This window comes from Kitasatospora atroaurantiaca, from assembly GCF_007828955.1.
GTDB classification, from domain to species: Bacteria; Actinomycetota; Actinomycetes; order Streptomycetales; family Streptomycetaceae; genus Kitasatospora; species Kitasatospora atroaurantiaca.
Genome location: NZ_VIVR01000001.1, coordinates 3,462,364 through 3,477,126, shown reverse-complemented (window position 1 = coordinate 3,477,126; position 14,763 = coordinate 3,462,364). Strand labels below are relative to the sequence as shown.

Below are 14,763 nucleotides of genomic sequence, written 5' to 3'. Positions count from 1 at the left end.
ATTTCCAAGTAACGATCAGGGCCGTGTCGACGGGGCTCGTCGGACGGATTCCTCGGACAGACCGGCCCGGCCGATCACCACCCCGCCCGAGTCGGTCCGGCACACCAGATCGAGGCGCTCGTACTGCTGCCAGTCGGGCAGCGCGTTCCTGACGACGGGCGCCACCGTCCGCAGGAACCGGGTGGCGGGGTACTCCCGGTCGGCCGTGTCCGGGTCGAGACACCCGGCCGGTCGGGCGGCGACGTCGGCGATGGCGATGTTGCGCACCACCTTCGAGTACTGGGACCAGCGCACGACCTTCTTCGCCACCCCGTGCTCGTGCAGCAGGTGGAACAGGCGTTTCGGCTCTCCGTCGCCCACCGGGGTGATCCAGATGTCCTCCATGACCTCCTCCCCCACCCACGCGCGCTGCCAGGCCGCATGGCGGCCACGCCTCGCCCGTACGGCACGGGAGTGCAGTTCCTCCCGGGCCGGCAGCCGTACCGCCCCGGCGGCCGGCCCGTTGGAGTACATCGGCACGCTGGTGAAGGGCCACTGCTCCGACTCCCGCAGCAGCACCAGGACGAGTGCCGCGCAGGCGAGGAGCCCGACCGCCGTGAACACCGCCCCGCCGAGCCCGCTGCCGTCGGCCTCGGGAGCCTCGCCCTGCTGCCGTCCGGAGACCGCGGCCAGGATCCAGGGCCAGTCGAGCAGCAGCAGGTAGCACCACATCTGCACCCAGTACGCCGGCATCATCACCAGGAGGATGCAGATGTGCAGGCAGGCCCAGGCCAGGATCAGCGGCATCCGCAGCGAGGAGCTCGCGATGGCGGCCGGCGCGGACAGCTCGACGACCAGCGTCGACCAGGCCAGGTAGCGGCAGAGCTGCGGGCTGTCGACCAGCAGCCGCGACAGCCGTGGCCAGCGGGCGGCCACCGCCGACTCCTCGAGGTAGTACCGCAGTGCGCTGCCGTCCAGCCAGCCGTGCCGGCCGTACCTGAGCTTCGCGAAACCGCCGGCGAAGATGGTGTACGCCAGGAACACGAGCAGCAGCAGGGGTGCGAAGCCGGACTCGAGGACCGAGTGCTCGGGTACCAGCAGCGGCCAGTGCGTGTGCCGGGCCAGGAACCCGTCGAGCGAGTAGTCGTACGAGACCGAGAAGCTCATGCAGAGGAGCGCGTAGAGCGCCGAGTGCGTGGAGTGGTTGGAACCGAGCGCCCCGGCGTTGACCTTGTGGAGGAATGCGAAGCCGAGAAAGGTCAGGATCCCCGAGACCGGCTGCAGGAACCCGACCGTCGCCGCAGTCCAGGCGACGACCGTCAGAACGGCGACGACGGAGAGCTTCCTCGGCCCGACCCAACGGAGCCCGAGCATGCGCATGGCCCCGACCGGGGTGTAGAAGGCCGGCTCGGTCCCGGCGATGACCTTCGCGGAGTGCAGCGGTGAGGGATGGTCGACGATGCAGAGAATCAGCAGTCCCGCGTAGAAGACGGCTCGCAGTGCACCGGAAATCGGCGGCATTTCGTTGAGCCACCAGTACGTGATCATGGCAGTCCACCTCGAGGAATCCCAGTCGGGTCAACGACTGGGCGACGGCAGGGAAATCACCAGCGACGCGTCTCGGCGAAGAAGTCGGGGACGGCGATCGCGGTGCCGGCACTACGTGCGCGGCTGTGGACGAAGGCGCCGACCGCGAGGTCGAGGACGCCCAGGCCGAACGGGGAGAAGACGACCGGCAGGTCCGTCGGCAGCGACACCTCACCGCTCAGGACCCCGGCGAGCGTGCCGGTCACGAAGTCCCGGGCACCGGTGGCCTGTTCGGCCAGGTGCGGGGAGGTGTTGGCCTTCATGCAGTGCTCGACGTCGTCGAGGATGTTGGCCGCTGCGAGGATCACCTCGGGAGTGAGGTCGCGCAGTGACAGGTTGAGGACGACCTGGCCCGGCTTGAACGGGGTGTCCACGTAGGGCACACCGGCCGTGGTGGTGAACACCACGGTGTCGGCCGCCAGGGCTTCCGCCAGATCGGCCGTGAACTCGGCTGCCTGGCCCAGGTCCTGGCGCAGGTGCTCGACGAGCGAGTTCCCGGACTCCTCGTGAAGGTCGTGGACGAGGTAGGCGTCGGGCCGGCAACCGGCCGCCTGCAGGTAGTCGCAGACGTTGCGGGCGATGATGCCCGCGCCGACAACGGCGATCTTCGTGCCCTGGTAGCCGCCCGGCCGGAGCGCGGTGGCCGCCACCGCCGCGGATGCGGCGGTGCGGGCCGAGCTGATGGTGGCCGCCTCCAGACAGGCGATCGGGTAGCCGGTCTCGTAGTCGTTGAGGAGGAGGACGGCCGAGGCCCGGGGTATGCCGGCGGAGGTGTTGGCCGGGAAGCTCGAGATCCACTTGATGCCGGCGAGCTGGACGTCCGCACCCAGGAAGGCGGGCAGGGCGATGATCCGGGAGTCGGGCTTGTCCGGGAACCGGAGGAAGTAGCTGTCCGGATTCACCGACTCCCCGGCCTCGTGGTTCAGATAGGTGCGCCGGACGATCTCGATGACCGCGCTGCGGTCCTCCTGCAGGATCTCGTGGACTACCGGCCCGGGGACCATGTCGAAGTCGAACACAGGGTGGTTCCTCATTCTTCTCAGCGGGATCTGCGGGATCTGCGGGATCAGCGGGAGACGTACGGCAGGGGCTGCAGAGCTTCGGGGCCGAAGTTCTCCAGGACCCAGCCGTCGTCGTAGAGGGTGCTCAGGTAGCGATCGCCCATGTCGGCGGAGATGCAGGCGGACCGCAGGGTCCGGTCGGGGTCGTGCTGCTCCAGCCACTGCATCGCGCCGCTGACCACCGTCCCGGTGGACCCGCCGAAGAGCAGTCCGCGCGAGGCGAGCGTGCGGCAGGCCCGGACGGTGTCCAGCTCGGAGACCTGGATCAGGTCGTCGAAGACGGTCAGGTCGAGCAGTGGCGGCGTGACGCTGGCGCCCAGCCCCGGGATCATCCGAGGCTCCGGCGGGAGCCCGAAGCTGACGGAGCCGACCGCGTCGATGGCGACGACCCGGGCGGTGCTGCCGCTGTCCCGGAAGTAGCGGGCGCACCCCATCGCGGTGCCGCCGGTACCCACACCGACGAACAGCACGTCGAGGTCCGGGAAGTGCTTGAGGATCACCGGGGCGGTGCCCTCGTAGTGGGCTCCCCAGTTCGCCTCGTTGGTGTACTGGTTCAGCCAGATGTAGCGGTCGTCCGCGGCGCACTGCCGGCGCACCCAGTCCAGCCGCGCCTTCAGGAATCCGCCCTCGGGGTCGGGTTCCTCGATCACGACCAGCTCGGTGCCGAGCGCCCGCATGGTGGCAGCGGTGATCTCGTTGCACCGCTGGTCGGTGACGCAGGTGAACCGCAGGCCCTTGTTGGCCGCGATGACGCTGAGCGCCACGCCCAGGTTGCCGGAGGACGACTCGATCAGGACGGAGTCCTCGTTGATCAGTGAGGCTCGCTCGGCAGCGGCAATCATCGACGCGGCTGCCCGCAGCTTGATCGAGCCGCCGAAATTCATTCCTTCGCACTTCACATGGAGTGACCGGCCGAGCAGCGGCTTCAGATCGACGAATAGGTCGGATTCGGTCAGTTCCTGTGGCGCCGAGATGATTGCCACTGTGCTCCTTCGTGCTTCGATTGGGCGGTCCCGTGATGTCTCATGGGTCGAACCATGGGTGTTGCGCGCTCGGGGAGTTCCTCACAGCGCCGGGACGCCGGACTCCTCCCGGCTGCGGGTCACGGTCACCACGAGATCGGCGGCGGCGAGGACGTCCGCGTTGTGCGAGACCACGATCCAGGCGGCCGGCCACTGCTTCGGCAGGGTCTGCCAGATGGCGCGGGCGGTCGGACCGTCCAGCGAGGAGTCACCGTCGTCGACGACGTAGACCTCGGCGGGACGGCACAGCATCCGCGCGAGAGCGAGCCGCTGGCGCTGCCCTCCGGACAGCTGGCCGGCCGCGCCGGAGTCGAGGTAGGTGTCGAGGCCCTGGGGGAGTTCGGCCGAACCCGGACGCAGGTGCACGGCCGCCATGGCCTTGTCGATCTGCTCGGGCGTGATGTCCTCGCCGCCGAGCACGAGGTTCTCGCGGACCGTGCCGTTCACGAACCTGGACTGCTGGCGCGCATGGCCGACCTGCGGCGAGCTGAGCCAGGCCGGATTCCCGGTGACGTCCGTCCCGTTCCACCGGACGCTGCCCAGCACACCGGGCTGCAGGGCCAGCAGGCTGCGGATCACCGTGCTCTTGCCGGACCCGATCTCCCCGGTGATCGCGACGAGTTGGCCGGGCCGCACGCTGAAGCTGACGGGGTGCGGGGCCGACACGCCGTCCGGGGCGACACAGGTCAGCTCCGTCACCGTCAGCTCCCGGAGCGGCTCGGACCGGTCGGCGGACGCCGTGGGCGGCTCGCCGCCGCTCGCCAGCTCCGCGAGCCGGCCGTACGACACCTTCCCGCCCTGGTAGCGCGCCAGGATCTTGCCGAAGAAGTACATCTGCTGGCCCAGCCAGCTCGCGTAGGTCAGGAAGAGCACCAGCTTGCCCACGGTGAAGTCACCGCTCGCGATCCGGATGCTCGCCGTGAGGAGCACCAGGGCGGTGCCGACCATGACCAGGTTGCGGAACAGGTCGGAGAGCAGGTCCAGATACACCTGGTGGCGCAGCTGCACCTTGCGGCGCTCCGCGAAGCGCTGCTCGAGCGCGGCCAGCCGGCCGTCGACCGCCCCCGAGAGCCGCAGGTCGCGGATGCCGGTCAGGGCATCGGTGATCTCGGTGCCGATCCGGCCCTGCTGGGCGCGGGTCTCCGCCTGCAGGAGGGCCACCCGGTTCTTGAGGACGGTCGAGGCCCACAGCCCGCCGAGCAGCAGGACCAGCGGAATCGTCATGACGAGGTCGCTGTAGGCGAGTACGCCGACGGCCACCACCAGGAGCACCGACCGGTAGATGAGGTCCGTGGTCCACTCGAGCAGACCACCGATCTCGTCGCTGTCGTCGCGCAGGCGGTTGAGGATCTCGCCGTTGCTGCGTACGGCGGCCTGTGCACTCGGGCGGCCCAGCAGCCGTCCCAGGACCTGCACCTTGATCCAGGCACTGGTCTGGAAGATCAGCGTGAAGGTCAGCTGGAGGCCGCCCCAGAGAACCGCCGCCCGGAGCGCCATCAGGCCGACGGCGGCGCCCAGCAGCCACCAAGTCCCGTCGCCGACGGGCGGTTTGTCCGCCTGGTAGAGAATGTCGGAGATCAGTGCGCCGACGATCAGCGGTATGCCGTAGATCAGGCTCCAGGCGCCCATCGCGGCGAGGTAGAGGAACTTGAGCCGACTGCCTGCGCGGTGAAGGAAGCGGCTGAACGGCACGGTGCCGATCTCCGGTCCTCGATCGGTGTTCACCGGGTTCCTCCTTCGTGCGCGGCGACGATTTCCACAACTCGTCCGCTCTTCATGGCCATGACCTCGTCGACGCCGCGGAGCGTGCCCAGCCGGTGCTCGACCATGACGACCGTGCGGTCGCGCATGACCGTGTCCAGCAGCGCCGACCAGCTCCGCTCCGTCTCCGGGTCGAACCGGGACGTGCCCTCGTCCACGATGAGCAGGCTGTACGGGCGGATCAGCGCGCGGGCACCGGCCAGCACCTGCATCTCGCCCTCCGACAGCGCACGGGCTCCCGCACCGACACGCGTCTCAAGACCGTCGGGAAGCTCACGCACCCAGCCGGCGGCGTTGAGCTGCTCCAGGACCTCCCAGACGCGTTCCCGGGGGATGTCCTCGTCGAAGAGCGTGACGTTCTCGCGGACGGTGGCGGTGAAGACGTGAGCGCGCTGGCTCAGCACGGTCACCCGGCGGGCGAACTCCGCCGGCGGCAGCTGGTGGACGTCCACCCCGCCGATCAGCACCCGGCCCTGGTCGGGACCCGCCAGCCCGCAGAGCAGGTTGATGACCGTGCTCTTGCCCGAGCCGGTCGGGCCGACGATCCCGAGGCTGCGACCGGGGGCGACGGTGAAGGACACGTCGCTGAGGACCGGTACGTCGCCGTAGCCGAACGTGACCTTCTCGAAGGCGACCTCCAGCGGGCCCTCCGGCAGCGTCACCGCGGCCCTCTCGGAGGCCGACTCCGAGGCCTCTTCGGCAGGGTGGGACTCGAGCGAGCGCGAGGCCATCGTCAGCACGGCCATCATCTGCTGCATCTGACCGGCCTGCGAGGACATCTCCTCGAGCGGCCTCTGCAGCAGGTCCACGTACAGGTAGATCATGGTCAGCGTGCCGATGGAGATGGTGCCCTGCTGCAGGTTGTGCAGACCGAGTCCGAACCCGAGACCGAAGGCCACGGCGAAGCAGAGCTGAGTCAGCGGCCAGAAGGCCCGGCCACTGATGTACGCACGGCGCTCCGTGTTGAACAGGGCCGCCAGATTGGTCCGGGTCCGCTCGGTGGCCCAGGTGGACTCGCCCAGCAGCACCAGGTCGTCGCGTGCGGCCAGCGAGTCCCCGACGAAGCCGAAGAGCTTGGCCTGCTGCTCGCGGGCGAGCTCCCAGCGCTTCACCGACCGGCGGGAGAGCCGCGACATCAGGAAGCACACCCCGATCACGAGCACCGAGATGCCGATGCCCGCGGCGGGGACCACGATGAACATCGCCGTGACCGTGCCGAGCACGACCGCGACATTGCTGATCAACCCGAAGCCGGACTCGGAGATGGCCTTGCCGACGATGTCGGCGTTGCCCTCCACCTTCTCCAGCACCTCGCCGACCGGGCGGCTCTCCACGTCGAGCACCGGCCGCTCGACCGCCGCGTGGCGCAGCAGCCGCATCCGGAGGCTGTCGGCGACGCGCCAGCCGGCCTGCACGGCCAGGTAGCCGGCGCCGATCCGGGAGGCGCCGCCGACGAGCGCGACAACCAGGTACCACACGGCCACCATCACCAGCAGCGACTGCGAGCTGCCGACGGTGGCGCGGTCCACGAAGTACTGCACCAGCAGGGGCCCGGCCAGGGTGGCCAGCACGCTGACGGTCAGTACGCCCAGTGCACCGGCCGCGACCGGCCTGACGGGGCGGGACTCCTTCCACAGGAGGCGGCTGGCTGAGGCACGCGTCTCGTTCATATGACGGGTGCTCCAGGGAATTTCAGCGACATTGCTAGTCTCCCGACGTTTCGTCGATGCTGGTGGGGCTTTCGGAAATGCCCAGGGCTGTTCGCGGTCAGTGGGACCTGCCGGGGTTCAATCAATGGTCGGCCCGGCGGGAATTCAGGTCCATGGAATTCGGCGTCGTGGACCGGACATGGCGCCATTGCGCCAACGGCCTTACCCGTCCCGGATTTCGGACCAGGTCAGTGGCAGCAGACGCTGCTGCACCAGCTCGACGACCGCGGTCTGCTGTGCGGAGAGGTAGAAGTGGCCTCCGGGGAAGACCCGGAGATCGAAGGAGCCGGAGGTGTGGTCGGCCCAGGCGCGGGCCTCGTCGAGGTCCACCCGGGGGTCGCTGTCGCCGGTCAGGGCGACGACCGGGCAGAGCAGCTTCGGCCGGGGCCGGTAGCGGTACGTCTCGACCGCCCGGTAGTCGCTGCGGATCGCCGGAAGGATCATCTGCAGCACCTCCGGGTCGGCCAGCAGCTCGGCGTCGGTGCCGTCCAGCGCCAACAGTTCGGCCACCAGGCCCTCGTCCGTGAAGGTGTGGACGCTCTCCATCGCGCGGTGGCGGGAGGGAGCCCGCCGGCCGGAGACGAACAGCTGGGGCACCGCGATGCCGAGCTCCTCCAGCCTGCTCGCGATCTCGAAGGCCAGCATGGCGCCCATGCTGTGCCCGAAGAGGGCGAGCGGGCGATCCGCCTCGGCCGCCAGCGCGTCCGTGATGCGGTCGGCCAGGAGGTTGATGTCCGCGACGGCGGGCTCCTGGTGGCGTTCCTGGCGGCCCGGATACTGGACCGCCAGGACCTCCACCGCCGCCGGGAACGCGCGGGAGAACGGGAAGTAGAAGCTTGCCGACCCGCCTGCGTGGGGCAGGCACACGAGCCGGACGCCGGCGTCCGGCGATGGGTGGAAGCGGCGCAGCCACGGGTCGGCGCCGACGGTCGTTCTCATGGGTCGTGCAGCCCTTTCGGACGATCGGACGGTCAGACGAGCGGCGAGAAGAAGAAGGTGTCGCGTCTGCTGAACTGCCCCGCCGGGGTGAGGCGGAAGAAGTCGGCGAAGCGCAGACTCGTCTCCCGGTCGTCGTGCAGCACTCCGTTGAACTCGCCGTGCACGGCGACGCAGTCGCCGGATTCGACCACGGTCGTCAGCGTGTGACGCCCTTCCCGGATCACCCGCTGCACGCGGTAGAAGTGCTCCAACTGGGCTCGTCCGACCAGCGGTTCGTAGCCGGGGCGGTGGTACTCGGCGCTGTCGGCGAAGAGCTCCACCAGGGCCCGGACGGCACCGGAGTCGACGAGTTCGTAGTACTCGCGAACGCGCTGGATCTGCGGTGACTCCAGGGCCGGCTCAACTGCCTGCATCTGCATTCCTCTCCTCGTGCCGGGCGAGCTCCGACAGGTCGGCGAGTGCCGTACGCAACTCGCCGGTGAGCCGGTGGACCTGGGCCTCGCTGATGCCGTCCTCGCGCCAGAGGATGACGATGTGCCACGAGCCGTCGGGGGCCGGGATGGCCTCCAGCATGAGTTCGATGGCGGTCCTCGGCGGGCGCACCCGGACCGGTTCGAGGGCCACGTCGCCGCCGAGGCTTCCCCGTGGGGGTTCGCCCTGGAGGACGACGAAGGCCTGGAACCAGGGGTGCCGGTCCCGGGCCGGGGCGAACTGGCGCACCAGCTCGTCGAACGGCGTGTTCACGTGCTTCAGCGTCGAGACGGCGCGGGTGACCGCCTGATCGAGCAGATCGGCCGGTTCGCCGTCCTTCGGCGCGGACAGGTTCACGACGAACGGGTTGACGAAGTACCCGATCACCGCCTCGAGAGCGGGATCGAACCTGCCCGCGGTGACGGAACCCAGCGAGAGCTCCGTGGTGTCGAAGCTGCGCGCGAGCGCCCGCGCGGCTCCGGCCAGGAGCGCGGCGAGGGCCGGGCCGCCGCGCTGCGCGGATGCCCGCGACAGCCTGCGGACCGTCTCCGCGTCGATCTCCAGCACCGTCTCCAGCCGGCGGGTCTCCGTCGTGCCGGCCGAGGACCCGGCTCCGGAGGGAGCGGGCAGGAAGGGGGGCGGGGTCGTCTCCAACTCCTGGCGCCAGAACGGCACGTCGCTCTGCGCCCAGTGGCTCAGGCGGGTCGCCTCCCAGCTGCTGTACCGGCCGTAGGACAGCCCGCGAGCCGTCGGGTTCGCCTCGCCCGACAGCCGTGCCTGGTAGGCGCGCTGCAGCTCCGTCACCAGGACGGACTCCGACCAGCCGTCGAAGGCGATGTGGTGCACCTGCAGGCAGAGCAGGTGCCGGTCCTCCGCGAGTCGGCACAGCCGGAGGCGGAGCGGGACTTCGTCCTCGAGCGAGAACGGCCTCTGCCACCAGTCGGCCGTCACCGACTCCGCCAGGGCCTGCAGCCCCGGGCCGTCAGCCCCCGGGGGAGGGCCGACGTGCTCCACGGCGACCGTCGCGGCGTCAGGCGGGAGCACCTGCTGGACGGGCGCCTCGTCGAGCCAGGGGTAGGTCGTGCGGAGCGCGGGGTGGAGCCTGACGACGTCGTTCAGTGCCGCGTCCAGCACGTCCGGCTTCAGCGGGCCGGTCAGCGCGTAGGCCAGCACGATCACGTTGTCGGCGGCCCCGGGAGACGTCATCTCCGCGAGCCAGAAGCGCTGCTGGGCGTGCGACAGCGGTGCGGACGCATCGCCGTCGCCGTCCGCCGAGGGCAGCTCCTCGGCCGGAGCCGCCGAGTCCGTGCAGAAGGCGCTGATCGTCTCGACGGTACGCAGCCGGTAGATGTCCGAGGCCGTCAGGCGGGATCCGAAGTACGCACCGAGGCGGGCCGCCAGCCTGATGACGTCGAGCGAGTTCGCCCCCGCCTGGACCAGGTCGTCCCGCTCGCCGAGCTGCGGAAGTCCCAGCAGCTCGCGCACCTGGCGGAGCGCCGCGGCCTCCCCGGACGGGTGCGGTTCGGAGCCAGCTGCCGGTGCGGCCGGTGCCTGCGGTCCGTCGACGAACTGCTCGCGGAGCAGCAGGGCGACCGCCTTGCGGTCGGTCTTGCCCGTGGTGCTGAGCGGCAGCTGGGCGACATGGTGGAGAAGCGTCGGAACCATGGCGTCGAGCAGGGTCCGGGCCGCGAAGGCGCGCAGCTGCCCGGCCTCGAGCGGGCGGCGGTGGGTCGTCGCGTACACCGTGGCGAGCTGGACGCGGCCGGGCGCCGTCTCCACCGGCAGGACACAGGACGCGGCGACCTCGGGGTGGGACTCCAGCACGGCCTCGACCTCGCCGGACTCGATCCGGATGCCGCGGATCTTGAACTGGTGGTCGGCCCGCCCGCGGTACCGGAACAGGCCCTCCGGGTCGAGGACCGCCAGGTCGCCCGTCCGGTAGAAGCGCATGCCCTCGGCCGAGAAGAACCGGCGCGCGGTCTCCTCGGGGTTGCCGGCGTACCCGAGCGCGACCCCGTCGCCACCGATCGCGAGCTCCCCGGTCTCCCCGGGCCCGACCGGCTGCCCGTCGGGGCCGAGGAGGAGCACGGTGGTCCGCGGCACCGGGGTGCCGATCGGGATCTCCGTACTGCCGTCGGCCACGTCGACGGGCCGGATGACGTGGTTGGTGGCGAAGATGGTGCCCTCGGCGGGCCCGTACCCGTTGACCATGTGCAGACCGGGGAACCTGGACAGGACCCGGCGTGCGTTGGACACGGACACCCGCTCTCCGCCGACGAGCAGCAGGCGGAGCTTGCCGAAGATCTCGATCCGCTCCTCGGCCATCACGTTGAAGAGCGAGCTGGTCAGCCAGAGGCTGTTGACGCCCTGCCGGACGGCCCCGTCGAGGGCCTCCGCGTCCAGGGCGGTGACGGCCTGGTCCAGCAGGACGCACCGGCCGCCGTTCAGGAGCGGCGCCCAGAGCTCCAGGGACAGCCCGTCCCAGGGGAGCGGAGCCGCCTGGAGGAAGACCGAGTCCTGGTCCAGCGGGATGGTCGGGCAGTTGACCAGGGTGCGGATCGTGCCCCGGTGCGGGGAGAGCACGCCCTTGGGCTTGCCGGTGGATCCCGAGGTGTAGAAGACGCTCGCCGCCCGGGTGCCGTCCTGCTGCACCTCGGGGGCGGCCGCCTCACGTCCCCGGACCAGCAGGGAGGCGAAGGGGACGGAGCGGACCTCCTCGCCGGCGGTCCACCCGGACGCGTCGGTGATGAACAGGGCCGTTCCGGTGCCCCGCACGGTGTCGGCGATGCGCCCCTGCGGCCACTCCGGATCCACCGCCACATAGGCGGCGCCCGCCCGCAGGACGCCGAGCAGCGCCACCACCAGCTCCGGCGAGCGTGCCATGCGGACGGCGACGTGCTGGCCCGCCGCGACACCGAGCTCGCGCAGCGCCGCCGCGACCACGGTGGCCTGCTCGACCAACTCGCCGTAGCTGACGGTGCGTTCTGCCTGCTGGACGGCCACGGCGTTCGGTCGCCGCTCCGCGTGGAGGGCCACGACACGCTCGATGCGCTCACCGAAGACGTAGGGGCTCTGGCTGGGAGGGAGGGTCATCAGGCCACTTCCACCGGGAGCCGGGTGACGCCGAGGATGAAGTTCGAGCGCAGGCGGCGGACTTCACCGGAGAGCTTGAACGTCAGTCCGGAGGAGATGAGCAGCTCGAAGAGCAGGGACAGCTCGGCCTGGGCGATGGGAGCACCGATGCAGCGGTGGAGTCCGGCGCCGTAGGACAGGTGGCGGTTGGGGTTGCGGGCGATGTCGAAGCGGTGCGAGTCGGGGAACTTGCTCTCGTCGCGGTTCGCGGAGTAGTTCCACAGGGTGACCGATTCACCCGACTTGATCTCGATGCCGCCGCGTGTGATGTCGCGCGTCGCCACCCGCTGCACATAGGCGTTGGTGGAACTCCACCGCAGCATCTCCTCGACCGCGGTGCCCAGCAGCTGCGGCGAGTCGTGCAGGAGCCGGTACTGCTCGGGGTTCTCCATCAGTGCGAGAAGGCCGGTGCACGCGGTGTAGGACGAGGTCTCGTTGCCGCCGACGGCGACGTTCATGCAGTTGTAGAAGATCTCCTCCTCGGTCAGCTTCCGCCCGTTGACCTCGGCCTGGACGAGAATGCTGACCAGATCGTCCCCGGGGTTCCTGCGGCGCTCGGTGACGATGTCGGCGAAGAACTCGAAGACCTCGGCCTGGAGCCAGGCCAGCCGCAGCCGGGCATCGCCGCCGGTGTCCACGAAGATCTCGTCGCGGTAGCCGACCATGCGACGGGTCAGCCCGATGAGGTGGTGGGCGTCCTCATGGCCGATCCCCATGATCACCATGAGCGCGCCGGCCGGCAGCTCCGTCGCGATCAGGGTGGCGAAGTCGCAGCCGCCGTCGGCGCGGGTCTTCGCGATGGCCTGCTCGACGAGCTCGGACACCTGCCCGGCGACGCGCTTCGCCACGGTCGCGGACATCGCCGGGTGGATCGCCTGCTTGAGCATCCGGTGCCTGGGCAGGTCGGTGGAGACCAGCATCTGGCCGGCGGAGGTGTCCTCGTCGCTACGGAGCGAGCCGCCCACGATGGCACCGCGGGCCGAGCCGAAGACCTCGTGGTTGCGGTAGGCCCACTGCACGTCCTCGTACGTGCTCAGGGCCCAGAACTGGCTGCCGTCGGCGCCGTCGTTCCAGTAGATCGGCGCCTCGGCACGCAGGGTCCTGAAGGCCTCGGTGTGGTCTCCGCGGACGAACAGGTCGACGTCGGTGAGGTCGATGGGAGTCTGCAGGCTCATGCGGTCTCGGTACCTTCCCGGGATGCGTCGATCGCCGCCGCGAGGTCCTTGAGGACGGTGTTGTCGAGCAGTACCGGGAACTTGAGGCTGACACCCAGCTCGCGGTTGATCCGGTGGTGCATCCGGAACGCCAGCAGCGAGTGGCCGCCCAGGCCGAAGAAGTCCTCGTCCCTGCCCACGCGTTCGGTGCTGAGCAGGTTCTCCCAGAGCGAGACCAGGAACCGCTCGGTGTCGGTCTGCGGTGCGGCGTAAGCCTCCTCGCGCTCGAGGTGCTTGGCCAGGAGGGCCCGCAGGGCGTCCAGGTCGCGCTTGCCGTGTGCGGTGGCCGGGATCTGGGACTGCACGATGAACTGGCTGGGCACCATGAAGTCGGGCAGGTCCTTCTCGGCCCGCTCGCGCAGCTCCTTGACGCTGAGCGCGTCCTCGATCACGACGAACGCGACCAGCCGCCGGTCGTTGCCCTCGCCGTCGGGCAGCACCACGGCCTCCTGGACCTCGGGGTAGCGGCGCAGTCCGCGCTCGACCTCGCCCGGCTCGACCCGGTAGCCACGGATCTTCACCTGGTTGTCGGCACGGCCGACGAACACCAGCACGCCGTCCTCGCGCTCGCGCACCAGGTCCCCGGTGCGGTACAGCCGGGCGTCGCCGTTCTCGGCGGGCAGCGTGAGGAAGCGCTCGTCGGTCAGGTCGGCGCGGTCCTGGTAACCACGGGCCACGCCGGGGCCGCTGACGAACAGTTCGCCGATCTCCCCCACGGGGACGGGCTGGAGCTCCGGAGACAGGATCCGGACCGACACGCCGTCGAGGGGGCGGCCGATCGGGATGACGTCGGACTCCGCGTCCTCGAGCGTCACGCGGTGGGCGGTGCAGGCGGTGGTGATCTCGGCCGGCCCGTAGAGGTTGTACAGGCTGCCCTTGAACTGCCCGGTCAGCAGCGCGCGGCAGGCGGACGGCAGGATCACGTCGCCGCCGGCCTGCAGGATGCGCAGGGAGGAGAACGCGTCGCGGTCCTCGCGGACGACATGGTTGACGACCATGGTGGGGACCAGCATCGCGGTGATCCCGTACTTCTTCATCTGCCGCTGGAAGTCCGCGGCCAGCAGGTCAGGCACCGGCGGCAGTACGACCGACTGGGCGCCGTGGGCGAAGGTGCTCCAGATCTCGAAGTGGAAGGCGTCGAAGGAGACGCTCGAGATCTGCCCGGTGCGGTCCTCGGGCTCGAGGGTGGGAAGGCTCGGGTTGCGGGCGAACGAGACCAGGTTGCGGTGCTCGAGGACGATCGCCTTGGGCTCGCCGGAGGAACCGGAGGTGAACAGCACGCTGGCCGCACTGGACGGCTCGACGATGCCCTCGCTCGGAGTGCCGTCGAAGCCCGCGCGGTCGGCCAGCGGGATGACCGTCGCCGACAGCGCGCTCAGCCGGTCCTCCCAGCCGGCCTCGGTGAGGATGGCCTTGGCACCGCTCCGGCTCAGCATGAGATCGCGGCGGGTGTCCGGGTAGCGGGTGTCCACCGCGACGTAGGCGGCGCCGGACTTCAGGATTCCCAGGACCGCGACGAAGAGATCGACGGACCGGCTGACGTAGAGGCCGACACGGTCCTCGGTGCCGACGCCGTGGCTGCGGAGCAGAGCGCTGACGGCGTCGGACTCCCGGTCCAGCTGAGCGTACGTCAGCGTCCGCGTGTCGTCGCTGACGGCCGGGCGGTCGGGGTAGCGCTCCACTGAGCGGCTGAAGAGCTCCGTAAGTGTGCCGACGGCTGGCATTGTTGTCACAGCTTTCTCCCGGTGCTCCGTGCGAGTCGTGTACTGCTGGATTGCTGGCTCAGGGCGCCGATTAATTCACCGCTGAAGGCTTCTCCGTCAGAGAAGGCCGAGAATTATCTCCACCCCGAAACGTCGAGGCCGCGGAATTACCGAGTAGTGTTTAT

At 70.1% G+C, this 14,763-nt stretch carries 10 protein-coding genes; all 10 read right to left on the bottom strand.

Annotation, left to right across the window (positions count from 1 at the left end; translation table 11 throughout):
• Positions 1 to 15: 15 nt before the first annotated feature.
• Positions 16 to 1,527: a hypothetical protein gene (locus FB465_RS16000; RefSeq protein ID WP_145791364.1), complete on the bottom strand. Its 1,512-nt coding sequence runs from the start codon at positions 1,525 to 1,527 to the stop codon at positions 16 to 18.
• A 56-nt stretch (positions 1,528 to 1,583) separates the two neighbouring features.
• The gene (gene sbnB, locus FB465_RS15995; RefSeq protein ID WP_145797383.1) at positions 1,584 to 2,585 is read right to left on the bottom strand and encodes a 2,3-diaminopropionate biosynthesis protein SbnB; all 1,002 of its coding nucleotides are present in this window, start codon (positions 2,583 to 2,585) and stop codon (positions 1,584 to 1,586) included.
• A 47-nt stretch (positions 2,586 to 2,632) separates the two neighbouring features.
• Positions 2,633 to 3,610, bottom strand: coding sequence for a 2,3-diaminopropionate biosynthesis protein SbnA (gene sbnA, locus FB465_RS15990; RefSeq protein WP_145791362.1), 978 nt, complete (start codon positions 3,608 to 3,610; stop codon positions 2,633 to 2,635).
• An 81-nt stretch (positions 3,611 to 3,691) separates the two neighbouring features.
• Entirely contained in the window at positions 3,692 to 5,374 is a 1,683-nt protein-coding gene (locus FB465_RS15985; RefSeq protein ID WP_246192677.1) for an ATP-binding cassette domain-containing protein, read from the bottom strand.
• Positions 5,371 to 7,080 (bottom strand): ABC transporter ATP-binding protein, encoded by a 1,710-nt coding sequence (locus FB465_RS15980; protein WP_145791360.1) that lies wholly within the window; start codon positions 7,078 to 7,080, stop codon positions 5,371 to 5,373. The genes FB465_RS15985 and FB465_RS15980 overlap by 4 nt, the downstream gene beginning before the upstream one ends.
• Before the next feature lie 201 nt (positions 7,081 to 7,281).
• Complete coding sequence (locus tag FB465_RS15975) at positions 7,282 to 8,058, bottom strand: thioesterase II family protein (RefSeq protein ID WP_145791359.1); 777 nt, start codon at positions 8,056 to 8,058, stop codon at positions 7,282 to 7,284.
• Positions 8,059 to 8,090: 32 nt separating this feature from the next.
• A complete protein-coding gene (locus FB465_RS15970) occupies positions 8,091 to 8,471 on the bottom strand; it encodes a nuclear transport factor 2 family protein (RefSeq protein WP_145791357.1) in 381 nt (126 codons plus the stop codon).
• A complete protein-coding gene (locus FB465_RS15965; RefSeq protein WP_145791356.1) occupies positions 8,458 to 11,622 on the bottom strand; it encodes a non-ribosomal peptide synthetase in 3,165 nt (1,054 codons plus the stop codon). Before FB465_RS15965 ends, FB465_RS15970 begins: the two co-directional genes overlap by 14 nt.
• On the bottom strand, positions 11,622 to 12,836 hold the full coding sequence (locus tag FB465_RS15960) for a cytochrome P450 (RefSeq protein WP_145791354.1): 1,215 nt from the start codon (positions 12,834 to 12,836) through the stop codon (positions 11,622 to 11,624). The genes FB465_RS15965 and FB465_RS15960 overlap by 1 nt, the downstream gene beginning before the upstream one ends.
• The gene (locus tag FB465_RS15955) at positions 12,833 to 14,599 is read right to left on the bottom strand and encodes a non-ribosomal peptide synthetase (protein WP_246193230.1); all 1,767 of its coding nucleotides are present in this window, start codon (positions 14,597 to 14,599) and stop codon (positions 12,833 to 12,835) included. Before FB465_RS15955 ends, FB465_RS15960 begins: the two co-directional genes overlap by 4 nt.
• Between the last annotated feature and the right edge of the window lie 164 nt (positions 14,600 to 14,763).